The following is a 21,531-nucleotide window of genomic DNA, read 5'->3' as shown; positions in this document are numbered from 1 at the left end:
CGCGGGTTAGAGTTCAGCCATGAACGTTGAGCTATTCTGGAGTTCGCTGGGTCCGCTGCTTTTAGGCGCCGTCCAGGGCACCATCCCACTGGCGCTGGCGTCGTTTGCCCTGGGGCTGCTGATTGCCTTGGTGGTGGCCGTGATGCGCATCAGCTCCAACAAGCTGGCCAACGGTGCGGGCCGGGTGTATGTCTCGCTCATCCGCGGCACACCCCTGCTGGTGCAGCTGTTCGTGATCTTTTACGGGCTGCCCGCCGTGGGTGTGAAGATCGAACCCTGGCCCAGTGCCATCATCGCGTTCTCCTTGAATGTTGGCGGCTACGCTGCCGAGGTCATTCGCGCGGCCATCCTTTCGGTGCCCCAGGGGCAGTGGGAGGCCGGGCACATGATCGGCATGTCACGCAATCAGACACTGCTGCGCATCATCTTGCCCCAGGCCGCACGCGTTTCGGTCCCGCCGCTGTCCAACACGTTCATCTCCCTGGTCAAGGACACCTCCTTGGCCTCCCTGATCCTTGTCACCGAAATGTTCCGGGTGGCGCAGCAGGTGGCGGCGTTCAGCCAGGAATTCATGCTGCTCTACCTTGAAGCGGCCATGATCTACTGGCTGATCTGCCTTGCCTTGTCGAGCGCCCAAACACGTGTGGAAAAGAGGTTGGACAGGTATGTCGCCCACTGATGCTGTTCTTGAAGTTCGCGGCCTGAACAAATCCTTCGGCACCAACACTGTGCTGCGCGGCATTGATTTAGATGTCCCGCGCGGCAAAGTGGTGGCCCTGATTGGCCCCTCCGGTTCCGGCAAGACGACCATTCTGCGCTCTCTCAATGGCTTGGAGATGCCCGACGCCGGATCGGTCACCGTGGGTGGTCGCGACGCCACCGGTGTCGACGCGCAACTGCCCCCGCTGACCCTAGATTTTGACGCCAAGGTCACCCCCAAGGAGGTCGCCGCGCTGCGCGACCGCAGCGCCATGGTGTTTCAGCACTACAACCTTTTCCCGCACATGACAGTGCTGCAAAACGTCATCGAGGGCCCCGTTCGGGTGCAAAAACGGCCACGAACGGAGGTCATCGCCGAGGCGGACGCCCTGTTGAAGCGTGTGGGCCTGTTCGAGAAACGCGACGCCTTCCCCTTTGAACTCTCCGGCGGCCAGCAACAGCGCGTGGGCATTGTCCGCGCACTGGCCTTGAAACCGCAGCTGCTGCTCTTTGATGAGCCCACCTCCGCCCTGGACCCGGAACTGGTGGACGACGTCCTGGCTGTTATCAAGGAACTGGCGGATGAGGGCTGGACCATGGTGATTGTGACGCATGAGCTCGCCTTCGCCCGCCAAACAGCCGACGAGGTGGTGTTCATGGACGGCGGCGTGGTGGTCGAACGTGGACCGGCCAGCCAGGTGTTGCGCAAGCCGCAAGAGGAACGCACCCAACAGTTTATTCGCAGGCTCTTGCACGAAATCTAGTTCCACCGGCGCTCGGCGGCGCGGGCCATGGGCAGTGCACCCCATCGCCAACCCCACGCCCGTGACGTACCTTGGTACACAGTTAGGCGCATGACCCGGCGAACGGACCACTTTTGCCGGTGCCTTCGAAGCGTGCACCAGGGGAATCACATGACCGCATCAGACACAGCGCGCCCGATCGTTTTGCGCCGCCTTCAGATGAGCACGGCCGCCTGGCGGTTGCTGTGTGAATCCACCAGCGCCACCCTGGGTCTAGCCCACGACGACGTTGACGGCCTAGCTGCGGACGGCGCGGCGCCGTTGGGCGAAGAAGACGCCGCCGCCGGATGGGCGGAGCTGAAGGTGCTGGGCATGTCCCCGGCGCCGGGTGAGGTGAAGCGGCTGTGGACGGGCGCCGTGGCACTTTTGTTGACGGCACCCATCACCGTGACGGCCCGGGCCACCTACAACGGGGTCAGCACCACAAGCGTTTTGGGGTTGCGGGCCGGGCGGGGGCTGGCCGCCCACCAGCGGCACCTGTCGGAGCGCCATGAGGACGGGACTGTCTTCACCGGCAGCGAGGACAGCATGGAGATCACGCTTTTCGACGAGGAAAACGTGTGGGGTGCCACCGCCACGCTGCTGCCTCCTCTGGACGTGGTTCGGGCTCCTGCCAAGGCCGCACCGATGGACAGCGAACCCTCCGCAGTTCTTGGAGTAGGGACGGATCCAGCGTCGCTGCCGCCCGAGGACGCCAACGTCACGCTGAGCGTCACCACCACTGCGCCCGGCCTGCCGCCGCGCATCTGGGCCGGCATGTGGTCGGTCCAGGGCGAAACCCTCTATTCAGTAACCACCCGCACCGCCGATGCCCCCGAGGTGCGGCTGACCAAAGTGCCCGCCGGGCACATCGCCAATGAACTCATCTTTGCCATGGTTGGAGCCCATGACGCCCTGGACGGCGCAGAGAAGGCCGCCGGAGGCACCGCTGCAGGCGAAAGGGGCGCATCATGAGCGACGGATTCCAGGGCCTAGACCCGGCGGACTGCCGCGGCCTTGTAACCGTTCTCAAACGCTCCGCCCAGCAGCTTGAACTGGTCGCCTCGGAGGTCAACCGGACCGTTGCCCGCACCGGCTGGCAGGGGCAAGACAGCGAGCGCTTCCGTGCCCAGTGGCCCGCCAACCGACAACGGCTGAACCTTGCCGCGACAGCCCTTGACGATACCGCCTCGGAGTTGCTGCGCGAAATTGCCGAGCAGGAGCGCGCCAGCACCGTGGACGGCGGCGGCAACAGCCTGTGGGATGACATTGTCGATGCCGGCAAGGACCTCTGGGACGACGTCACCGAAGGTATTGGCAATGATGTTGACGGCATTGGCGACGCCATCAAAGTCGGACAAGGCTGGATAGCCGAGCAGATTGATTTCTCCGCTATTGTCGCGGCTGCCGATACCGGCGCCGGGCACCTGGAACACTTTCTGGGCGTCGGCGAGCAATGGCTGTCCGGGAGTCCACCCTCACTAGCAGGCCTAGTTGCTTCGGGGTCCCTGGCCCTGGGGAGCAGTTTCAGCACCGGGTTGAGCGCGCTCTCTGGCGGGCATCTGAACCTCAGCCTGTTTGAAGACGGCACCCCGTACGCGGGCCAGCCCCAGGAGGTCACCAACAGCTCGAGGAACCCGCTGCAGCTGCCCAACTCCATCAGTTCAATTTTCGGGGGCGTCGAGGACGCCTACGACATGGGGCATGTTTCCGGCCTTGAAGACGGCGACATACGAATTGTCACGGTGCGGCAAGCTGACGGCACCGTGGCCCACATTGTGAACATTCCCGGCACGGAGAATTGGGGTGTCAACGGCAGTGGCCAGGCCCGTGACCTGACCAGCAACCTGATGCTCGTGGCCGGCCAGTCCACCACGGCCCAGCGCGACATTGTCTTGGCCATGGAACGAGCGGGCATCAAGCCCGGCGAGCCCGTCATGCTGGCCGGACACAGCCAAGGCGGCATCCTCGCGGTCCAGCTGGGTTCAGACATGGACTTCACTTCCCGATACAACGTAACCAATATCTTGACAGTAGGCTCTCCAGTTGACACCAGTGACGTTGACTCAAGCATCAAGGTGCTTGCCGCCCAGCATGAAGGCGACATCGTGCCCAAGCTCGATCTCGGAGGGCTCAACGCAAACCTTCAAATGTCCCAGACACCTGCCAACGTTACAGTCGTCACCATGGACGACCCGCCACGGGACACACTCGGCAATATCCTCCACTACGCGCCCTCACCCGTGGGCAACGCAATTCAGGGAATTCGGGACGTCGGAGCCAACCACGCCACGGACGACTACAAGTCTGATTTGGCCAACACCGCCAAGTATCCGGATATACGCTCGTATGAAGGTGACCCATCCATGGATGCATTCCTCAGCAACGACCCCACCATGGTGTCCGCTGTGGACATCCCCGTAGGCCGGAGGTAGCAAGGAATGACCACGAGTAACCGCAGGATAAGTATTGTTCTACTTATGGGACTCATTTCAGCATTTCTATCGGGATGCGGCGGTGGGGCATCCCTGGTCAAGGACATGGATGCCTCCCTGGCCCAGGTGCCGGGCGTTGTATCGGTCAAGACCGAATACAACAACAATGCGGGCATGAGCAAACGCATCAATGTGCGCCTCACGGTTTCCCCGGACGCAGCTCTGAAAACCGTACTGGATGACTCCCTACATGCCTTTGCGGGCGCTTCCGGCTCCACTAAGGGGACCGTTTCCGTGGCGTACTACGTCTTCACCGAGGGCGTTGAGGAAAACGGAATCCGCCCAGACTCCCTCGGCCTGAGCACCACGCCCACCGTCGATGAGATCCGCCAGTATGCCAACTCCCACCAATAGGCCGTCTTCCGCCGACGAAGGCTAGATGGCTGGGGCGCTGGCACGTTGCCGCGTCTGCGCCTCGCCGCGCGTCAACGTGTTGGAGGTCAGGCACCGCGACGATCTTGTACCCCAGCTTGATCTTGGTGGGGCAGCCGCCGGGGCGAGTTTGGGGCCAGCCGGAGCCGTCGATGGCGCGGTCCTCGGTGCTGCCGCAAGCGATGCGCTCACCAATCACGACTACAACAATTACCGCGATTCCATGGCAGACACGGGGAAGTATCCGGACATTGCCAGCTACGAAAATGACCCCTCCATGAGTCCTTTCATCACCGATGACAGGTCTAGAGTTAGTGCTGTTGACATCCCCACCGGGCGAAACGGATAGAGGCTTGGATCAGATGTTCAAAAAACTAGGGACGGTCATTGTTGTGGGACTTCTGGCTGTGTTGCTGGCCGCGTGTGGCGGCGGGAAAACCGGTAACGACAGTTCCGCTGCCGAAAACCTCAAGTCGGCGATTGCCGCCGTGCCCGACGTCGTCGAGGTCAAGGCCCGCTACAACGTGAACGCCGGCATGGGCTCCACAGTCAATGTCCGCATCATGGCGCAGGCAGGTGTTCAGTCATTGGAGACAGTGCTGCGGGAGTCGTTGCAGGCGTTCGCCGGGGCAGCTGACGGCATCAAGGACTCCTCCAGCGTTTCCTTCCAGGTCACCGAGGTGGGGCAGGAAAACACCATCAATCCCACAGCCGTGGGATTGGCGCAATCGCCCAGCGTGGCGCAGATCATCGAATACGCCAGCGGCGCGCAGTGAAAGCATGGTGCGGGGACTACCCCACGCGCCCCGGATGCGTGTAGACGTTCAGCGTGTTCCCGCGGCTAAAGCCAACCACTGTCACCCCGGCGCTGTGAGCTAATTCCACGGCAAGGGACGACGGCGCACTCACGGCCGCGAGCACCGGCACCCCCGCCATCGCCGCCTTTTGCACGAGTTCAAAGGAGGCCCGCCCGGAGACCTGCAAGATGGTGTTGGCCAGGGGCAGCGCCTGATCCCGGAACGCCGCCCCCAGGACCTTGTCCACGGCGTTGTGCCGCCCCACATCCTCGCGCACAGACACCAGCTCCCCGGCAGGGGTGAACAAACCGGCCGCGTGGACGCCGCCGGTCTTTTCAAATAGTTTCTGCTGCTTATGCAGGGTGTCGGGCAGACCGGCCAGCACGCCAGCAGCAATCAGCGGCTGTGCCACGTCCGAGGCCATGGCGAAGTGCGAGGACTTCCGCACAGCATCGATGGACGCCGTCCCGCAGATCCCACAGGCGCTGGAGGTTGTCACATGGCGTTGGGCTGCGGCCAGGGGCAGGGCCACGTCGGGGCGGAGCTGGGCTTCGACCACGTTAAACGTTTGGACCCCATTTTCGTCCTCACCGGCACAAAACCTGAGGGAAATCAGCTGTTCCGGGGCGAAGATGATGCCCTCGGAGAGCAGGAACCCGGCCACCAGATCAAAGTCGTCGCCCGGGGTGCGCATGGTGACGCTGAAGGATTCGTGCCCCAGCCGGATCTCCAGCGGCTCCTCCACGGCCAATGCTTCCTCACGCACCACCCTGCGGCCACCAGCAATGTCAATCCTGGTGGCCCTGACCCGCCGGATCAGTCGTCCCATGCAATCCTCCAAAAACAGTAACGTCTAGTATCAGACTAGATGCTCCACGGCGAAGGGACCCCCGCATGGCTGGCAAAGCGCCCCAGGAAAACATTGATGAACAACAGCTGCGCGTTGGCAGCGTGCAAAAGAAGGCCGTGGGCATCCCCGGCGTGGTGCACGCCCTGGAAATCTCGCTGCAGCAGATGGGGCCGGTGCGTTCGGCCCAGGCACTGCTGAAGATCAATCAAAAGGACGGCTTTGACTGCCCCGGCTGTGCCTGGCCGGAGGACGAGAAACGGCACAAAGCCGAGTTTTGTGAGAACGGGGCCAAGGCCGTTGCCGAGGAAGCCACCACCCGGCGGGTGCCCCCGGAATTCTTCGCCAAGCACAGTATTAACGAACTGCGCACCTGGGACGACTTCCGGCTGGGCCAGCAGGGCCGGCTGACTGATCCGATGTTCCTGGCCGAGGGCAGTGACCACTATGTGCCGGTTTCCTGGGATCACGCCCTGGGACTGCTGGCCGACGAGCTCAAGGCGCTCAAGGATCCCAACGAAGCCATCTTTTACACGTCCGGGCGCACCTCCAATGAGGCTGCTTTCCTGTACCAGCTCATGGTTCGTGGACTGGGCACGAACAATCTGCCCGACTGCTCCAATATGTGCCACGAATCCAGCGGCTCGGCCCTGACCGAAACCCTGGGTATCGGCAAGGGCTCGGTGTCGTTGGAGGACATCTACCGGGCCGAACTGATTGTGGTCGCCGGGCAAAACCCGGGCACCAACCACCCGCGCATGCTCACCGCCTTGGAGAAGGCGAAGAAGAACGGCGCCGCGATCGTGGCCGTCAACCCGCTGCCCGAGGCCGGGCTGATGCGTTTCGAGAACCCGCAAACAGTGCGCGGACTGGTGGGCGGCGGCATTGCCCTTGCCGATGACTTCCTGCAAATCAAACTCGGCGGCGACCAAGCGCTGTTCCAGGGCTTGGGCAAGTTCCTGTTGGAGGAACAGCGCCGGCCGGGGTCCGAACATGCCGGACGCGTGTTTGACACGGCCTTCATCGACGCCCACACCACAGGTCTTGGCGCGTACCTGGCGCAGCTGGAGGCGCTCACCTGGGCGGAAATTGTGAAAGCCTCGGGTCTCACCGAGGCCCAGATCCGGTCCACCGGTGCCCGGCTTCTGGCGTCCAAGGCCACAGTTATCTGTTGGGCCATGGGCCTGACCCAGCACAAACACTCGGTGGCCATGCTCCGCGACGTGGTCAACGTGCTGCTCCTGCAGGGCAATATTGGCAAGCCCGGCGCCGGGGTGTGCCCCGTCCGCGGCCACTCCAATGTTCAGGGGGACAGGACCATGGGCATCTTCGAACGCATGCCGGCCGCGTTCCTGGACGCTCTCGACGCGCAATTCTCCTTCACAGCACCGCGCGCCCACGGCTTTGACACGGTGGCTGCCATCGCGGCCATGCGTGATCGCAAGGCCGGCGTCTTTGTGGGTATGGGCGGTAATTTTGTGCGCGCCTCCCCCGACTCGGACATCACCGAAAAGGCCATGGGCAACCTTTCCCTGACGGTGCAAATCTCCACCAAGCTCAACAGGTCCCACCTGGTCACCGGCCGCCAGGCCCTGATCCTGCCCACCCTTGGCCGGACCGAACGTGACACCCAGGCCAGCGGCGATCAGCGTGTCAGCGTTGAGGATTCGATGAGCGCCGTGCACGCCTCGCGCGGCCGGTTGGCCCCGGCGTCGGGCAATCTGCTCTCCGAAGTGGCCATCGTGTGCCGGCTCGCCACGCTGCTGTTTGAAACGGCCGACGGCGGCACCCGCCCGGGCGCCCCGCTCGCCGACTGGAGCGCCCTGGCCGGGGACTACAGCCTGATCCGCCGGCATATTGCGGCCGTGGTCCCCGGATTTGCGGACTTTGAGGCCAAGCTTGACCAGCCCGGCGGTTTCATTCTGCCGCACGGGCCCCGCGATTCACGGTCCTTCGCCACGGCCTCCGGGCTGGCCCACTTCACGGCCAACACGCTGGAGTACCCCACGGTCCCGGCCGGGCGGTTGCTGCTGCAGACGCTGCGCTCCCACGACCAGTACAACACCACCATTTACGGCAAGGATGATCGGTACCGCGGCATTAAGAACGGGCGCCGGGTGGTCCTGGTGAACCAGGCGGATCTTCACGAGCTGGGCATTGCCGACGGCGCCATGGTGGACTTGGTCTCGGAATGGAAGGACGGGGTTGACCGCAGGGCAGCGAACTTCCGGGTGGTGGCCTACTCGACCCCTGTTGGCTGCGCCGCCGCGTACTACCCGGAGACCAACGTCCTGGTGCCGCTGGATTCCACCGCGGATGTCAGCGGCACACCCACCTCGAAATCGGTTGTCATTCGTTTGGAGCCGGTCGGCTAGCCCGCCAGCGGTCAGGATCCGGTGGGGGCGAGGACGCCCATGAGCCCGAACAGGTCCTTGGGGTTCTCGGGGTTCGCCACCAGGTCAATCTCCTGGCAGAACTCGGTGCCGGCCACGGAATCGCGGACGTAGCGCAGGGCGGAGAAGTCCTCGACGGCGAATCCCACCGAGTCAAAGATGGTCACCTGGTCTTGGCTGACGCGCCCCGGCGCCTGGCCAGTGAGTACCTGCCAGAACTCGGTGACGGCGAAGTCCGCCGGCAGTTGCTGAATTTCGCCCTCGATGCGGGTTTGCGGCTCAAACTCCACAAAGACGCTGCCCCGTTGCAAGATGGCCGGTGCCAGCTCTGTCTTGCCGGGGCAGTCCCCGCCAATGGCATTGATGTGAACGCCCGGTTCCACCATGTCTGCGCTGAGAATGGTGGCCTTGGTCTTATCTGCCGTGCAGGTGGTGATGATGTCAGCTCCCCGGACGGCCGCCGTTGCCGACTCGGCAAGGGTGATGTCAAAGCCGAGCGGGCGCATGTTGCGCACAAACTTCTCCATGGCTGCCGGGTCTGTATCCCAAACAGTGAGTTTTTCGATGCCCAGAACACCACGAAAGGCCAGGGCCTGGAATTCGGACTGGCTTCCGGTGCCGATCAGGGCCAACCGGCTGGAATTTACCCGGGCCAGTTTCTTGGCCACCAGGGCCGAGGTTGCAGCCGTCCGCAACGCAGTTAATACAGTCATCTCCGACATGAACGTCGGGTAACCGTTGTGTACATCGGCCAGCACCCCAAACGCTGTCACCGTTTGAAAGCCACGCAGCGGATTGGCCGGGTGGCCGTTGACGTACTTAAATGCGTAGCTGTCCTGGTCGGCGGTGGGCATCAGCTCAATCACCCCAAACGCTGTGTGGCTGGCTACTCGCGGGGACTTATCAAACTCCTCCCAGCGCCGAAAATCATCGCCAAGGTAGTCCACCATCTCGGTCATGATGGTTTCCGGCCCGCGGGCGGCAACCCAACGAATCATATTTTGAACATCCACAAAGCGCGTCATGGGCTTCCTTCAGCTAGTTTTCCTTCACTGTACGGCGTAGCGATTTGCATGTTCAATGAGCAGATCACTCACATTCCGCACGGCTTCTGCACACTATGCGACCCTTCGCTATACACTTTGCCCATGACTACCCTTGATGACCTTGACCGAGCACTGCTGTCAGCACTCCGCGAGAACGGCAGGGAACCTGTGGCGAGCCTGGCCAGGCGGCTTGAGGTTTCCCGGGCAACAGTCAACAGCAGGCTGGAGAGGTTGCTGGCGTCCGGCACGGTGGTGGGGTTTTCCGTCCGGGTGCGCGACGAGCTGGACCCACTGGCCATTCGTGCCATCTCCCTGATCGAGGTGGAGGGCAGGGCCACGGACCGGGTCATCAGCCAGCTCAAGGGGCTGCCAGAAATCCGGGCACTGCACACCACCAACGGTGCGTGGGATCTGGTGGCGGAGTTGGGTGCTGCGAACCTTGCCGACTTTGACCACGTGTTGGGGAAGATCCGGTCCATCCCGGGGGTGGTCAACAGTGAGACAAGCCTGTTGCTCAGTTCGGTGCTGCGTTAGAACCACTCCCGGCGGCACCGCCACCTGTCAACCACACTCCCTCACCCAACCAGTGCAGGGTCTGTTCCCAAAACGTGTGCCTGTATCTGCTGTGGAACAAGGCAAAGTGCCCCAAACGTGACTCGCCATAGTCTTCCGGGCGCAGGTGGATGATGCGACCGGCGCTGTTGGGGGTGTAGGCCACTGCCCGTTCCATGGCGGCACGGGTGGCGTAGGAGTCGTCGTTGGGTGCCACGGCCAGGATGGGTGCGGTCAGGGCCAACTGGTTCGCGCGCAGCGCCTCACGCTGGGACCCGGCCGCCGCCGTCGTCGTAAAATCCTTGCGGGAACGCGCCCAATCCAGGGCAACTCCGCGCGGGAGATCCTCCATCACCCCGAACCGCTTGGCCGGAAAATACCCCACCGCCGCCACCAGAGGCAGGGTCACCAGGCATCGAACGGCGTGCTCAACTTTGTGCCGAACACTAAAGTCACGCCAATGCGCGTGCTGCCCGCCGACTGTGAGGATGCGTGAGAGTGCGCTGGCGTTTGCCGCCAACCCCACCCCGAAGCCACCAAAGCTGTGCCCCACAAAGTGCACCGGCAAGCCCTGCGAACGGTCCACGGCCCACCCGAGGACTGCGTCAATGTCCAGGGAGCCCCAGTGGTACCAGCGCTGGTTTTGGCCGCGCAACGATCCGCCGCGAGACTGGCCGATCCCCCGGTAGTCAAAGGTGAGCGCCGTAAACCCGTGGGCAGCCAGGAATGCCGCGTAACGATGATAGTAGCTGGCCAACACGCCCGTGGCACTGCCAATGACCACCGTGCCACGCACGTCCACGCCGCCGGGAACGGCAAACACGTGCCCGTGCAGCAGCCGCCCGTCGGCGCAACTGAACGTTTCGGGCCGTGCGCTCACCTGGCCGTGCTGCACTCCCCCGGCGGTCACGTCCATGGCAGGGCGAACGCTGTGAGGGATTCGCCCATTTTTGCCCCGTGCGGCGGGACCACCATGATGCCGTCAGCACCGGCCAGACCACGCATCATGGCAGAATCGGTGTGCGCGCACGGCGAAGCCAGCCCGTACACCAGGCGGTACGGCATGAGCCTGGTGGGGCCGTGAAACTCCTTGATGGGCGTACCGCACGGAACCTCGCGGGTGGCCGGCATGGGGGCGCTGCCCAGTTTTGCCAGCAGCGGCGCGGCCACACTCAGCAGAGCCACCATGGCCGCCAGGGGGTTGCCGGGCAGCCCCACCAAGAAACGGCCGTCGGGCAGTTCGGCCAGTACGGTGGGGTGTCCTGGCCGCATGGCGATGTTGTTGATGTGGAAGGTGCCGCCCAGTGCCTCAACGGCGCGGCGCAGGAAATCCGCGCTGGAGTTGCCTGTGGCCCCCGTGGTGATCAGGACGTCCGCGGGCAACTCCGGCACGTCAGCCAGGGCTGCCACCATCGCCTCAAGACTGTCGCTGGCCCGTTCCAGACCCACCACCGAGCCACGCAACAGGTTCACCACATGCGGCAGCTGCGGCGAAAATGCGTCACGCACTTCCCCTGCCGCAGGAATGCCTGACGCTATAACCTCATCGCCCGTCAGCACGATCTTGACCAGGGGCTTGCCTAAAACACTGAGATCGTCTGCCCCGCCCAGGGCCGCCAGGGAAATATGGGCGGGGTTGAGCGTGGTGCCGGCTTTGATCAAAACCTCGGCCTCGGCTGCTTCTTGCGCCACGGGGCGGATGTGCTGGCCGTTCTTGGGCTCGCCGGGCCGTGAGTCCTGGCCAAGAAGCAAAACTGGCAGGCCGTCGTCGTCGTTCTTGATCTGGCCCGACTCGCTGCGCAGCACAGCCTTGGCGCCGGGCGGTACAAGACCTCCGGTGAGAATGGGAACAGCCTGCCCGGCCACCAGGCGGTGCCCCGGTTCGGCAAAGATCCACGGCGGGCTCCCCGCCACAGCCCACCCGTCCATGGCGGCGGACGCGTAGTGCGGCATGGGGTGGCTGGCCAGCAAATCCGCCGCCAGCGTCCGCCCCATCGCGTCCGTCAGCGGCACCGGGTGGGCCGGCAACGCCTCGGGCAGGGCATAGGCCAGCGCCCTGGCCTCGGCCCAGGTGCGCGGGGCCCTATGTGGCCGATCTACCGGCGTGGAACCCATGGGTTAGTGTTCGGCAGCGGTGCCGGCGGCAGGCTCGGCCCGTTCCGCCTCCGACATTGTCGTGGCCAGCCCCAAGGCAGCCTTCATGGCTGTTGCCTCATCGACCTGGCCGGACCCCGCCGCCAAGCCTGCCGCCAGCCCCGCCACGAAGGTGGTCAGTGGCGCCGCCGGGCGAACTATCGAATGGGCCGCCACCCCGGCAAGGTCGAGCACTGCCGCGATGTTCACCTCAATATCGGCAATCTCAAACGCCTCTTGAAGCTTGGTCAGCCACGCTTGCAGAAGTTGTTCCTGGTTTTCCACCTGGTTCCTCATTCCTGCTCGCAACCCCGCACCCCAATGCCGTGGCTGCGGGCGTCATCCCACGTATCTATGTCCGCTGTGATGCCCTCAGGGACAACACATTCCTTGATGCTTACACTAGCAATGAGTGAGCGCACGGACGCGTTCGCCAGCCGTTGTGACGTCCGCGCCGCAGCCACCGCGGCGAGTAGTTCCGGCACGGGGTAGATGCCTGCCAGCGGCTGCAACCGGCCCCGGTCAACGGCCAGGACGGCTTCTGGTGCGGAAAAGCCGTCCGCTGCGAGCAGGAGCCGCGCCACGGTGGCCGCCGCGGGCATGTCACACGCCAGGATCAGCACCCTCCCCTCGCGGGCCGGCAAGGCGGCCAAGCCGGCGGCGATTCCCGCGGCGGGGCCGGCAAAAGGCGGATCCTCCTGGACGGCCACCACCTGCTCCCGCAGTTTTGCTGTGCCCAGCCAGGCTGCAACACTTTCCACCGGCCCGACGACGGCGATGCTTGGTTGGGCGCCCGCGGCCCCTTGCGTGCTGGCGGGGTGGGCGGTTTCCGCGGCGGTGATCGCCTGCGCCGCGGCCTCCACTGTGCGGGCCAGCAACGTTTTGCCGTCCACCACAAGCCCCGCTTTGGGCACACCGCCCAGACGCCGGGAGAGCCCGCCGGCAAGAATCACTGCCTGCATGGGAGAGGTTTCGGCGTCAGCATAGGGCAATGCTACAGGGCACGGCCGGAGCTTTTCGGTGAGTCATTGCAAGGGGTTCGTGGTCGTAGGCGATCATTGAGGGCCGATGGTTCGGCCGATTTGGTTGTTGTGCCAGATCGCGGGCGTCATCGACAACAGACGTTTGCTATCACGAGCTGTGACGCCGATTGGGGGGCGTCCGCCGTGTTGTTCGAGGTCGACTTGGCCCTTGATGGTGTCGTAGATGGACACGATTGATCTCCAAGTATGAGATTCGCTTAGATTCGCCGATTCTGGACACCCTTGCACCTCAAATTGCGACGCCACGCCGTACCCATACCTTGGTAGACGGCGTCATCTCCTAACATTTCGGGCTCCTGGCAAAAAATGCCATAGCTTGACGGAAATGCCATAGTTTGTACTATGGCATTTCCGTCAAGCTATGGCATTTTCGTGCAGCGGGCGGCCGCCGAGTATGACGATTGGGTAGATACGCCGATTCTCGACACCCTTGCACCTCAAATAGCGACGCCACACCTACACACCCCTTGGAATTACTCAACCGGCCAACCGCGGACAGCTGCCGAGCAGCCGCCGGACCACTGCCGAACGGGCCCGGGCGAGGCTGATTAAAGCAATGAACCCCGTCGAAGGACGGGGTTCATTGCTTGAAAAAGAAGTTCTTAGTGACCCATGGCGATGAAAACGGGGCCTGAACCGACGTTGGCGGAGAAGATAGCGGTTGTGCCGCCACCCCAGCCACCGTGTACGGCCTTGCCGTCGCCAATGTAAACAGCGATGTGGGCCATGCCCATGCCGCCATCTGCATAGTAGATCAAGTCACCGGGCTGAGCTTCGGCTGCGGAAACCGTACGTCCCAAGCTCAAGTAGCTGTCGGGCCAGCCGTGGTGGTTGATGCCAGCGGCAGCCAAGGAGTTGGTTGCCAATTTGGTGCAGTCCTGAGCAACGCCAATCTGAGCCAATGCGGCGCTGGCGATGGTTGCGCCAATTCCGCTCTTGGTGACAGGCTTGGCCTCAGGAGCTTTGGTGGTGACAGTTGCAACAGGTGCGGCAACGGGAGCCGCTACTGCCTCTTCTGCCTTTTCTGCAACAGGTGCTGCAACGTCGCTAACAACGTCGCTGCTTTGCGCCTCTACAACTACCGGTTCCTCAACAACAGGGGCCGGGGTGGAGGTGATCGACGGGGTGGCGAAGGAGATCTTCACCGTGGATGCTGCTGTGATTGCGGAAACGTGCTCCGTATTCATGTTCAGCGTTGTAGCACCATCAGAAGCGCGCTCCACAGTGGGAGTAGCCGCGTTTGCTGCGATACCGGATGTTAGTACTAGTCCTGATGCAGCTGCGATAACAGCCGCCTGACGACCAACCCCGCCGACGTTTGAGCTGACGGCTTTCGTGAGGGTGGAGATCGGGCTGGTCTTAACAACCTCGGCGCGGTGGCGCCCGAGGGCAGTGTTTGAAGCCAAGAAGGTTTCCTCTCCCAATGCCTGCGAGGTAAGCTGTCGGATTCGGATGGGAGTCACCCGGCCGCTTCACGTTTTGGCGCGCACAAAGAATGTCTTCTTCTGCGTGTTTGAACGTGTCGCGGCTTCACCCCAAGGACTTCTGCAAAAAAACTGCGAAATCCGTTTTTTGGTTCCCCCGCCCCTGCCAGACGATTGATACGAACGGACCATGAGCAGTGGCAGAGCTAGGCAATCCACTCACGGACGCCAGCTTGATTCGAAGTTAGCGCGATTACGACGTTACAACAGAAATTAGGCAATGTCACGTTCAGGTCACGGTCGTGTGACTAAGTCGTAATCAAATGGCGCCTGTGGATGAATTAAAGCCAGCCCATGGGGTCGACTGTTTCATCGTCAACAATGACCTCGAAGTGCAGGTGGCACCCGGTCGAGGCGCCTGTGGTGCCGCTGAGGCCCACCTGATCGCCGCGTTCGAGCTTCTGGCCAACCTTGACCTTGTTCTCGCTCATGTGGTTGTACGAGGTGGAGAGGCCGTTGCCGTGGTCAACGACCACGCGGTTTCCGCCACCGAAGTCGTGCCAGCCGGAGAAGGTGACTACTCCACCGGCGGCGGCGAACACCTGGTTGCCGCACTGGATGGCAAAGTCCTGGCCGGTGTGTTGTTCATCAACCTGGCCCGTGATGGGGCTGACACGTCCGCCGAACGGCGAGCTTGGTACAAGGCTCTCCAGCGGCGCGGACAGGGTTCCCTTGGACGCAGCGGGGGCGACGTTGGAGGCATTGACCTTCAACGTTTGCTTCAGCTGACCATCGGGGTTCAAGGCGCTACCAAATTCTGGCGACTCAAAAGTTATGGGGATATCGGCCGATGCGGTGACCACGGCCTGAGCCTGCGCAGTTGCGGCGAATTCCGGCGCAACCTGGTGCTGGTCTATGGCCTGCGTGGACGGCAACGTGACGGCCAGGACCAGTCCCGTGGCGGCCATGGCTACGCCCATTTTCTGGCCGGCACCGCTGGCTGCTCCGGCACGTAGCAACGCGGCTACGGAAACGTTCGACGACGAATTGGCACGCTCTGCGGCAAGTGCTTGACGGCGGCTGCCAGTCATCGCTACAAGCTCATGAGTGGCCGGCGACGGCGCGCGACGGCGCCCCCGCTGCTTTACCTCTGACACTAAAAGCCTCTCTTATGATGCACCTGCGAAGTTAGCTGTCGGATTCGGATCAGAGAGTGGAGCTTTTGATCCGGCCCAGCCTCGAGACACACGTCTGTCCATAGCGCCGCCCCATGGACTGCGTCAGCGAATAGTTTGCTGTGTGTTCGAATACGGACTTCACCCCAAGGCAGACTGCACGCCTGCCGAAAGTGGTTCCCCCGCCCTTGCCTAAACGATTACTGTGCCGTTGTGCGAAGGCAAGGTTCGGTGTCGCCCAACGGTAACGCTTTGATTACAGCGCCTGTTTCTTACTATACGGTACCAGCGGTAAACGTAATAATTCCGTTACCTTTGTTATCAATAAACGTGAGTCAGCTCATGGCGACGAAGATATGGGAGGCCACCTCGGGAGGCAGTTCCAAGGCCCCTTCGATCCCCGGCACGCGCACGGAAATGTACTCCCCCACCTGGGCCAGGGAGATCTGTGCGCCGGGGCGCAGCCCACCCTCGTCGAGCTGGACCAACAACTCCGGATCCACCTGGATCCGCTCGGACAGCCGGTGGATGATGACCCGCTGTTCGGGGGAATAGCTAACCATGGCATCAACAAGTGTCACCAGGCCGGCCGCAAACAACGGTGAAATGTCCCCACCGAGCTCTTCGAGCCCCGGAATGGGGTTGCCGTAGGGGGACTCCGCCGGGCGGCCCAGCAAGTCAAACAGGCGTTGCTCCACGCGTTCGCTCATGACGTGTTCCCAACGGCAGGCCTCCTCATGAACGTAGGCCCAGTCAAGGCCGATCACATCCGAGAGCAGCCTTTCGGCCAGCCGGTGTTTACGCATCACGCGGGTGGCCTTGTCCCGGCCGGCGGTCGTGAGCTCCAGGTGCCTGTCCCCGGACACTATCACCAGCCCGTCCCGTTCCATCCTGCCAATGGTCTGAGAAACTGTGGGCCCGGAGTGGTGCAGACGCTCGGCAATGCGTGCCCGCAGCGCCACAATGTTCTCTTCTTCCAACTCCAGGATGGTCCGCAAATACATTTCGGTCGTGTCAATCAGATCGGCCACGGCAGTATCCTCCTGTTGTTGGGTGAGTTTTTTGGGCAAAGGCTATCGCCTCTACGTTAGCCTGATTGGCGCTACCGACGGAAACCTGCGGCGCCTGCGCGCCGCGCGATAGTGCCGTAATGGTGTGCGAATCTTGCCCAAGATGTCAGTACTTTTCCGCTGGGCGGACTTCTACGGCAGAATTGGCAACAGCCCTTGGGTCCTAGCTACCTTCCATCGCATAATTTTTTGGAGCAACTTGTGAGCGAATCCACGCCCCTCACCATTCCCGCGCAGCTGCGCCCGGCCGACGGCCGTTTTGGCGCCGGCCCCTCCAAGGTCCGCCCCGAGCAGGTCGCCGCTCTCTCCGCGGCCGGGGCAACGCTCCTGGGCACCTCCCACCGTCAGGCTCCCGTTAAGAACCTTGTCGGCGAGGTACGCAGCGGCCTGAAGGACTTCTTTGGCGCCCCCGACGACTACGAGGTCATCTTGGGTGTTGGTGGCTCCACGGCGTTCTGGGACGTTGCAGCCTTTGGGCTGGTGGAGAACAAGGCCCAGCACCTCTCCTTTGGCGAGTTCGGCTCCAAGTTTGCCGCCGCCACCAACAAGGCACCGTTCCTTGCCCCGTCCTCGATCATCACCTCAGCCCCCGGCACCCGCCCGGTGGCTGTTGCTGAGGCTGGCGTGGACGCTTACGCCTGGCCGCAGAATGAAACCTCCACAGGTGTTGCGGCTCCCGTGCGGCGCGTTGCAGGCGCTGACGACGGCGCCCTGGTGCTGGTGGATGCCACCTCCGCCGCCGGTGGCCTGGCCGTGGATGTGCGGGAGAGCGATGTGTACTACTTCGCCCCGCAAAAGAATTTCGCCTCCGACGGCGGCATCTGGCTTGCACTGTTCTCCCCGGCTGCGCTGGAACGTGCCGCCCGCATCGGTGCGTCCAACCGTTGGGTTCCTGACTTCCTGAACCTGACTACCGCCATTGACAACTCCCTGGTGAACCAGACGTACAACACACCCGCCCTCTCCACGCTTGTCACCCTGAACAACCAGGTCCAGTGGCTCAACGCCAACGGCGGCATCGACTTCGCCTCGGCCCGCACCGCCGACTCTGCCGGCCGGCTCTACTCCTGGGCCGAGTCCTCCCCCGTCGCCTCCCCGTATGTTCTCGACCCGGCGGACCGTTCCAACGTGATTGTCACCATCGACTTCGACGAGTCGGTGGACGCGGCGGCCGTGGCCAAGGTGCTGCGCGCCAACGGCATTGTGGACACCGAACCGTACCGCAAGCTTGGCCGCAACCAGTTGCGGATAGCCACCTTTGTGGCCATCGATCCCGAGGACATCACGGCCCTGACCAGGTGCATTGACTACGTGATCGAAAACCTCTAACACCCACGGAGCCCGTGAGGCCTCCTGCAGGTCAGCTGAAAAGAGCCCCACCAGTTGGTGGGGTTCTTTTCACGCCATCTGCCGTCAGTTGGACTCGGCGTCAGTGTCGACGGCGGCTTCAGGTTCGGCGTCGTCGTCGTCGGGCTGGTCACTCTCAACCGCCGGCTGCTCCTCGGGCTCAGGCTGGTCCTCGGGGCGCACCCGCTCGGACCAAGGCACCCACGGCGGCGCCAGAACGGAGTCGTTGGTGGGCAGCATCCCCACTTCGTTAACGGTGGAGTACTTGCCCCGCGAAACCCGGGCCAGCGTGGCAAACCACACCCAGCCGCCGTATCCGGGCAGTTTGGATTCAAATAAATGTGTCACGCAACGGACACCTTCGCTGCGGGCACCGAGATGCCTGCCAATGTCGCCGTCATGGGCGATGGTTCGCACAGCAGCGCGGGCAGTTGCCACATCCGCTGCCAGGGCGGCGTCGGGCTTCCCTACCCGCCAGGTGGGTACACCCGGGCGCGGCATTGCCTCCGGAACAGCTGCGGCGGCTGATTCGCCAGAAAATTCGGTCATGGTGGGCACCGTTATGCGTCGAAGTTGTCGGCAACCTTGCGCAACGCTGCGGCAATCTTGCTCGCGTCACCGTCAGGGTACTTGCCGTTGGTCAGAGATCCTACAGAGTGTTCGAGCAACGTCACCAAGTCCTGCACAATCGGGGCAAGGTCGCGGGCGGGCATGCGCTTGGCCTTGGCAACGGAGGCGCTGCGATCCAAGATCTTTGCAGCCATGGCTTGAGCACCTTTGCGGCCATCGGCTACGCCAAATTCCATGCGCATTCCGGGCTTGATGTCTGTTGCATCCGCTGGCAGTGCGTTTGCGCGCAAGAAAACTTCACGGCCGTCGTCGGCAGCAATGATGCCGAAGCCTTTTTCGTTGTCGTACCACTTCACTTTGCCGATAGGCACTTGCTTACCCCTTAAAAAGTTTTGTCGGTGGAAATCACTTTCCGTGCCTGTGCGATAACTCGTCGCAGTCCTGCGGGCCTTGAATTGCGGCAGACGGTACCCACAGTGACAGATCGTGTAGCAACACGTACCCCTACGTTACCGTGTTGACACCACTAGCGCGGCTTTGTGCCCCACCTGTCCGCTGTTAGCGTTATGTTCATGAACCCCCTTTTTTCAGCCCCGCAACCGGTGAGCCGTGGCTGGCAGATTTTCAATTATGCGGCCATGGCCATGGCCGTACTGGCCCTGATCGCCTTGATAGTTGTCCTGATCAGCAAGTGGGCTGGCGGCACTCCGTGGCCCGGTTTCAACTGGATCTCCATGATCGCCCTGCCCGCAGCGTTTCTCATGATGGGCACCAGCGTGCTGCGCTCCGTGGCCGTTCGCCGCCGGCTCTAGTATCCGCCCCTGCTGAGCAGTGTCACCGAGTGCGGACGCAACAGCAAATCAGTGCACGCAAACGCGCCGCGCAGCTGCATCAATGAAGCACAGTTGTGCTTTTATCTTGTGCAGGCGGCCGACCTGGCGGTGGAGATCTTGTGGACCAGCGGATCCGGGGTGGTACTGCCCTGTGGTGATGCCGCGGTGGTATTGCCCTGTGGTGATGCTTGAGCCCTGATCGTAGAAATTCTCAACATACGCCGCGCCAATGCTTGGGCTACTCTTCTCACGTATGAAACCCGAGGCACACCTCCACATCCGCATCGCGCGTCCGACCCATGACATTGAAGCGGCGATTCGGTACTGGGTCGAAGGAGTTGGCCTGCTACTCCAAGGGCGCAAGGAAGACGGTCCCTCCGGACACAAGCTTGCCTTCATCGGATGGCCAGATGCCGCCTGGCACCTAGAAATCGTCGAAGACCACACCCTGGAACCTTCACCCACCGCGGAGGATCTTCTGGTGATCTACCTCGGCGAAGCCATTGACGAGGACTCCATTTTGCGTCTGGAGCACGCCGGAGGCGTCCGCGTTTTGGCCCGCAATCCCTATTGGGATGAGCACGGCATGACCTTCGCCGACGCCGACGGATACCATTTGGTACTAGCCACCCGCGACTGGCCTTAGTGGTGCCCCATCGCCGCCGCGGCAATCGGGATCGGGTCCGTGAGGCAGCCGGCAATGAGTTTTTCGAGATCGGTGGTTGTGCCGGCCAGGAAACCGTTGGCGATGGCTGAATAGGCTGAGAGCAGCATGCTCGGTTGGAACGGCAACAGCCCATTGGTGTTGAGCGTTTCCCGGCGGGCTGTGAGCGACTCCGGCCGGTAGTCCAGACCGGCATGCCGGGCAACGTCCTGTGCCGTGACCGCATGGGATCCCACCAGGTCGTACACTCGTCCGGCGTGGGCTTCCGGATTCCTGGCCACCACCGATGCCGCCGCTGCCAGGTCGGCCCGGGCGACAACAGCCACGCCAGCGTTTCCCAACGGCGCCGTCACCACGTCGCCGGACGGGGCCATGAGTGCGCCGAGGAGCTCGGCGTAAATTCCGTTGCGCAATATCGTCCACCGCAGCCCGCTCGCCTGAATGCGACGTTCTGTCCAGCGATGGGCCAGCGCAAAGCCAAGGTGGTCACCATCGGTGGCAAGGCTGGTGTAGATGATGTGGTGCACCCCGTCCCTCTCCGCGGCCGCCACTGCACGATCGTGGCGGAAGATGACGACGTCGTCCTCGGCGTAGCCGGCGGAGACCAGCACGAGCGTGTCGACGCCCTTAAAGTTCAGTGTGCCGGGATCGTCAAAATCGATCCGACGCTCATTGGCGCCAGCGGCCGGGGTTCGCGTCCCACCAACCACCGGCACTGCCGCGGCGTTCAACGATTCAACAATGGAGCGGCCCAACTGCCCCGAAGTACCTGTCACTAAGATCATGAAGTATTCCAATCGTGGTTCTGAAGAGTAACTATGCTTATCTTCAGTAACTTCAGCGAACGGCACAAGGAGGCACTTCGATGTCACAGAGTCACATGGAAGTAACCGCCCCGCTCGACCCCTGCGGCAAGGCGGACCACCCAGATTGTGGCATCAGGGACATGCTCAACCGCGTCGGGGACAAATGGTCTGTCTTGGTGATCGTTGAGCTTGCCTCCGGCATTCGCCGGTTCAGGGAGCTCCAGCGCGCCATCGACGGCATCTCACAACGCATGCTGACCCTCACCGTCCGCCGCCTCGAACGCGACGGGCTGGTGATCCGAACGGTCTACCCGACGGTTCCAGCCCACGTCACCTACGAACTCACCGATCTGGGCCGCAGCCTCACGCACCTGGTGAAGCAACTCGCCGACTGGTCGCTTGAGCACAAGGACGTCATCGCAGAGTCCCGCACCAACTACGACGCCACAAACCCCAGCAACACCATGCAGTAGCCCGACGGCG

General features: G+C 62.8%; 25 protein-coding genes and 2 riboswitches. Of the genes, 13 read left to right on the top strand and 12 right to left on the bottom strand.

What is annotated here, in order from left to right; genetic code table 11:
- Window positions 1-19 precede the first annotated feature (19 nt).
- The 7 genes from ACX80E_RS08545 to ACX80E_RS08515 all read left to right on the top strand — a co-directional run bounded on the left by ACX80E_RS08545 (window position 20) and on the right by ACX80E_RS08515 (window position 5,124).
- A complete protein-coding gene (locus tag ACX80E_RS08545) occupies window positions 20-679 on the top strand; it encodes an amino acid ABC transporter permease (RefSeq protein ID WP_459301500.1) in 660 nt (219 codons plus the stop codon).
- Window positions 666-1,463 (top strand): amino acid ABC transporter ATP-binding protein, encoded by a 798-nt coding sequence (locus ACX80E_RS08540; RefSeq protein ID WP_459301499.1) that lies wholly within the window; start codon window positions 666-668, stop codon window positions 1,461-1,463. The genes ACX80E_RS08545 and ACX80E_RS08540 overlap by 14 nt, the downstream gene beginning before the upstream one ends.
- 150 nt (window positions 1,464-1,613) lie before the next feature.
- Window positions 1,614-2,456: a hypothetical protein gene (locus tag ACX80E_RS08535; RefSeq protein WP_459301498.1), complete on the top strand. Its 843-nt coding sequence runs from the start codon at window positions 1,614-1,616 to the stop codon at window positions 2,454-2,456.
- Window positions 2,453-3,916 carry a WXG100 family type VII secretion target gene (locus ACX80E_RS08530; protein ID WP_459301497.1) on the top strand — a complete coding sequence of 488 codons (1,464 nt, stop codon included), beginning with the start codon at window positions 2,453-2,455 and terminating at the stop codon, window positions 3,914-3,916. Before ACX80E_RS08535 ends, ACX80E_RS08530 begins: the two co-directional genes overlap by 4 nt.
- 45 nt (window positions 3,917-3,961) lie before the next feature.
- Complete coding sequence (locus ACX80E_RS08525) at window positions 3,962-4,330, top strand: hypothetical protein (protein WP_459301496.1); 369 nt, start codon at window positions 3,962-3,964, stop codon at window positions 4,328-4,330.
- Between the two features lie 25 nt (window positions 4,331-4,355).
- Window positions 4,356-4,697, top strand: coding sequence for a hypothetical protein (locus tag ACX80E_RS08520; protein WP_459301495.1), 342 nt, complete (start codon window positions 4,356-4,358; stop codon window positions 4,695-4,697).
- 13 nt (window positions 4,698-4,710) lie between these two features.
- Entirely contained in the window at window positions 4,711-5,124 is a 414-nt protein-coding gene (locus tag ACX80E_RS08515) for a hypothetical protein (RefSeq protein WP_459301494.1), read from the top strand.
- A gap of 16 nt (window positions 5,125-5,140) precedes the next feature.
- Here the strand turns inward: ACX80E_RS08515 and fdhD are convergent, their stop codons facing one another.
- Window positions 5,141-5,974: a formate dehydrogenase accessory sulfurtransferase FdhD gene (fdhD, locus tag ACX80E_RS08510; RefSeq protein ID WP_459301493.1), complete on the bottom strand. Its 834-nt coding sequence runs from the start codon at window positions 5,972-5,974 to the stop codon at window positions 5,141-5,143.
- A gap of 65 nt (window positions 5,975-6,039) precedes the next feature.
- Here fdhD and ACX80E_RS08505 point away from each other — a divergent pair, with 65 nt between their 5' ends.
- A complete protein-coding gene (locus ACX80E_RS08505; protein ID WP_459301492.1) occupies window positions 6,040-8,367 on the top strand; it encodes an FdhF/YdeP family oxidoreductase in 2,328 nt (775 codons plus the stop codon).
- An 11-nt stretch (window positions 8,368-8,378) separates the two neighbouring features.
- Here the strand turns inward: ACX80E_RS08505 and ACX80E_RS08500 are convergent, their stop codons facing one another.
- Complete coding sequence (locus tag ACX80E_RS08500; protein WP_459301491.1) at window positions 8,379-9,410, bottom strand: ornithine cyclodeaminase; 1,032 nt, start codon at window positions 9,408-9,410, stop codon at window positions 8,379-8,381.
- 123 nt (window positions 9,411-9,533) lie between these two features.
- Here ACX80E_RS08500 and ACX80E_RS08495 point away from each other — a divergent pair, with 123 nt between their 5' ends.
- Window positions 9,534-9,965 carry an Lrp/AsnC family transcriptional regulator gene (locus ACX80E_RS08495; RefSeq protein ID WP_459301490.1) on the top strand — a complete coding sequence of 144 codons (432 nt, stop codon included), beginning with the start codon at window positions 9,534-9,536 and terminating at the stop codon, window positions 9,963-9,965.
- On the opposite strand, the gene ACX80E_RS08490 is transcribed toward ACX80E_RS08495, so the two are convergent.
- The 7 genes from ACX80E_RS08490 to ACX80E_RS08460 form a co-directional block, all read right to left on the bottom strand.
- Entirely contained in the window at window positions 9,946-10,899 is a 954-nt protein-coding gene (locus ACX80E_RS08490) for an alpha/beta hydrolase family protein (RefSeq protein WP_459301489.1), read from the bottom strand. The two genes, ACX80E_RS08495 and ACX80E_RS08490, sit on opposite strands and share 20 nt — an antisense overlap.
- Complete coding sequence (locus tag ACX80E_RS08485) at window positions 10,890-12,098, bottom strand: molybdopterin molybdotransferase MoeA (RefSeq protein WP_459301488.1); 1,209 nt, start codon at window positions 12,096-12,098, stop codon at window positions 10,890-10,892. Before ACX80E_RS08485 ends, ACX80E_RS08490 begins: the two co-directional genes overlap by 10 nt.
- Before the next feature lie 3 nt (window positions 12,099-12,101).
- Window positions 12,102-12,401 carry a DUF6457 domain-containing protein gene (locus ACX80E_RS08480; RefSeq protein ID WP_459301487.1) on the bottom strand — a complete coding sequence of 100 codons (300 nt, stop codon included), beginning with the start codon at window positions 12,399-12,401 and terminating at the stop codon, window positions 12,102-12,104.
- A gap of 8 nt (window positions 12,402-12,409) precedes the next feature.
- Window positions 12,410-13,078, bottom strand: a complete 669-nt coding sequence (mobA, locus tag ACX80E_RS08475) for a molybdenum cofactor guanylyltransferase (protein ID WP_459301486.1) — start codon at window positions 13,076-13,078, stop codon at window positions 12,410-12,412.
- 683 nt (window positions 13,079-13,761) lie between these two features.
- Window positions 13,762-14,565, bottom strand: coding sequence for an NlpC/P60 family protein (locus ACX80E_RS08470; protein WP_459301485.1), 804 nt, complete (start codon window positions 14,563-14,565; stop codon window positions 13,762-13,764).
- Between the two features lie 4 nt (window positions 14,566-14,569).
- Window positions 14,570-14,790, bottom strand: a riboswitch (cyclic di-AMP (ydaO/yuaA leader).
- A 134-nt stretch (window positions 14,791-14,924) separates the two neighbouring features.
- On the bottom strand, window positions 14,925-15,674 hold the full coding sequence (locus ACX80E_RS08465) for a M23 family metallopeptidase (RefSeq protein WP_459301484.1): 750 nt from the start codon (window positions 15,672-15,674) through the stop codon (window positions 14,925-14,927).
- A gap of 68 nt (window positions 15,675-15,742) precedes the next feature.
- Window positions 15,743-15,978, bottom strand: a riboswitch (cyclic di-AMP (ydaO/yuaA leader).
- 115 nt (window positions 15,979-16,093) lie between these two features.
- A complete protein-coding gene (locus ACX80E_RS08460) occupies window positions 16,094-16,789 on the bottom strand; it encodes a metal-dependent transcriptional regulator (protein ID WP_459301483.1) in 696 nt (231 codons plus the stop codon).
- Window positions 16,790-17,029: 240 nt separating this feature from the next.
- On the opposite strand from ACX80E_RS08460, the gene serC reads away from it, so the two are divergent.
- Window positions 17,030-18,157, top strand: a complete 1,128-nt coding sequence (gene serC / locus ACX80E_RS08455; RefSeq protein WP_459301482.1) for a phosphoserine transaminase — start codon at window positions 17,030-17,032, stop codon at window positions 18,155-18,157.
- An 84-nt stretch (window positions 18,158-18,241) separates the two neighbouring features.
- Here serC and ACX80E_RS08450 read toward each other — a convergent pair whose 3' ends face one another.
- Window positions 18,242-18,724, bottom strand: a complete 483-nt coding sequence (locus tag ACX80E_RS08450; RefSeq protein ID WP_459301481.1) for a DUF3027 domain-containing protein — start codon at window positions 18,722-18,724, stop codon at window positions 18,242-18,244.
- Between the two features lie 11 nt (window positions 18,725-18,735).
- Window positions 18,736-19,116 carry a cold-shock protein gene (locus tag ACX80E_RS08445; protein ID WP_459301480.1) on the bottom strand — a complete coding sequence of 127 codons (381 nt, stop codon included), beginning with the start codon at window positions 19,114-19,116 and terminating at the stop codon, window positions 18,736-18,738.
- Between the two features lie 201 nt (window positions 19,117-19,317).
- On the opposite strand from ACX80E_RS08445, the gene ACX80E_RS08440 reads away from it, so the two are divergent.
- On the top strand, window positions 19,318-19,557 hold the full coding sequence (locus ACX80E_RS08440; protein WP_459301479.1) for a hypothetical protein: 240 nt from the start codon (window positions 19,318-19,320) through the stop codon (window positions 19,555-19,557).
- A gap of 274 nt (window positions 19,558-19,831) precedes the next feature.
- Window positions 19,832-20,224 (top strand): VOC family protein, encoded by a 393-nt coding sequence (locus ACX80E_RS08435; RefSeq protein WP_459301478.1) that lies wholly within the window; start codon window positions 19,832-19,834, stop codon window positions 20,222-20,224.
- Here the strand turns inward: ACX80E_RS08435 and ACX80E_RS08430 are convergent.
- Window positions 20,221-21,027, bottom strand: coding sequence for an NAD(P)H-binding protein (locus ACX80E_RS08430; RefSeq protein ID WP_459301477.1), 807 nt, complete (start codon window positions 21,025-21,027; stop codon window positions 20,221-20,223). The genes ACX80E_RS08435 and ACX80E_RS08430 overlap by 4 nt on opposite strands.
- 80 nt (window positions 21,028-21,107) lie before the next feature.
- On the opposite strand from ACX80E_RS08430, the gene ACX80E_RS08425 reads away from it, so the two are divergent.
- On the top strand, window positions 21,108-21,521 hold the full coding sequence (locus tag ACX80E_RS08425) for a winged helix-turn-helix transcriptional regulator (protein ID WP_459301476.1): 414 nt from the start codon (window positions 21,108-21,110) through the stop codon (window positions 21,519-21,521).
- Window positions 21,522-21,531 lie beyond the last annotated feature (10 nt).

Source organism: Arthrobacter sp. TMN-49 (assembly GCF_054511095.1).
The sequence above is the reverse complement of the archived record's forward strand: the minus strand, read 5'-3'. Positions and strand labels throughout refer to the sequence as shown.

Coding starts and splice junctions, on each gene's coding strand:
- ACX80E_RS08545 (WP_459301500.1), top strand. CDS start 20: ATGAACGTTGAGCTATTCTGGAGTTCGCTGGGTCCGCTGCTTTTAGGC.
- ACX80E_RS08485 (WP_459301488.1), bottom strand. CDS start 12,098: ATGGGTTCCACGCCGGTAGATCGGCCACATAGGGCCCCGCGCACCTGG.
- ACX80E_RS08500 (WP_459301491.1), bottom strand. CDS start 9,410: ATGACGCGCTTTGTGGATGTTCAAAATATGATTCGTTGGGTTGCCGCC.
- ACX80E_RS08435 (WP_459301478.1), top strand. CDS start 19,832: ATGAAACCCGAGGCACACCTCCACATCCGCATCGCGCGTCCGACCCAT.
- ACX80E_RS08425 (WP_459301476.1), top strand. CDS start 21,108: ATGTCACAGAGTCACATGGAAGTAACCGCCCCGCTCGACCCCTGCGGC.
- ACX80E_RS08505 (WP_459301492.1), top strand. CDS start 6,040: ATGGCTGGCAAAGCGCCCCAGGAAAACATTGATGAACAACAGCTGCGC.
- mobA (WP_459301486.1), bottom strand. CDS start 13,078: ATGCAGGCAGTGATTCTTGCCGGCGGGCTCTCCCGGCGTCTGGGCGGT.
- ACX80E_RS08525 (WP_459301496.1), top strand. CDS start 3,962: ATGGGACTCATTTCAGCATTTCTATCGGGATGCGGCGGTGGGGCATCC.
- ACX80E_RS08490 (WP_459301489.1), bottom strand. CDS start 10,899: ATGGACGTGACCGCCGGGGGAGTGCAGCACGGCCAGGTGAGCGCACGG.
- ACX80E_RS08535 (WP_459301498.1), top strand. CDS start 1,614: ATGACCGCATCAGACACAGCGCGCCCGATCGTTTTGCGCCGCCTTCAG.
- ACX80E_RS08515 (WP_459301494.1), top strand. CDS start 4,711: ATGTTCAAAAAACTAGGGACGGTCATTGTTGTGGGACTTCTGGCTGTG.
- ACX80E_RS08495 (WP_459301490.1), top strand. CDS start 9,534: ATGACTACCCTTGATGACCTTGACCGAGCACTGCTGTCAGCACTCCGC.
- ACX80E_RS08465 (WP_459301484.1), bottom strand. CDS start 15,674: ATGACTGGCAGCCGCCGTCAAGCACTTGCCGCAGAGCGTGCCAATTCG.
- ACX80E_RS08440 (WP_459301479.1), top strand. CDS start 19,318: ATGAACCCCCTTTTTTCAGCCCCGCAACCGGTGAGCCGTGGCTGGCAG.
- ACX80E_RS08450 (WP_459301481.1), bottom strand. CDS start 18,724: ATGACCGAATTTTCTGGCGAATCAGCCGCCGCAGCTGTTCCGGAGGCA.
- ACX80E_RS08520 (WP_459301495.1), top strand. CDS start 4,356: ATGGCTGGGGCGCTGGCACGTTGCCGCGTCTGCGCCTCGCCGCGCGTC.
- ACX80E_RS08530 (WP_459301497.1), top strand. CDS start 2,453: ATGAGCGACGGATTCCAGGGCCTAGACCCGGCGGACTGCCGCGGCCTT.
- fdhD (WP_459301493.1), bottom strand. CDS start 5,974: ATGGGACGACTGATCCGGCGGGTCAGGGCCACCAGGATTGACATTGCT.
- ACX80E_RS08430 (WP_459301477.1), bottom strand. CDS start 21,027: ATGATCTTAGTGACAGGTACTTCGGGGCAGTTGGGCCGCTCCATTGTT.
- ACX80E_RS08540 (WP_459301499.1), top strand. CDS start 666: ATGTCGCCCACTGATGCTGTTCTTGAAGTTCGCGGCCTGAACAAATCC.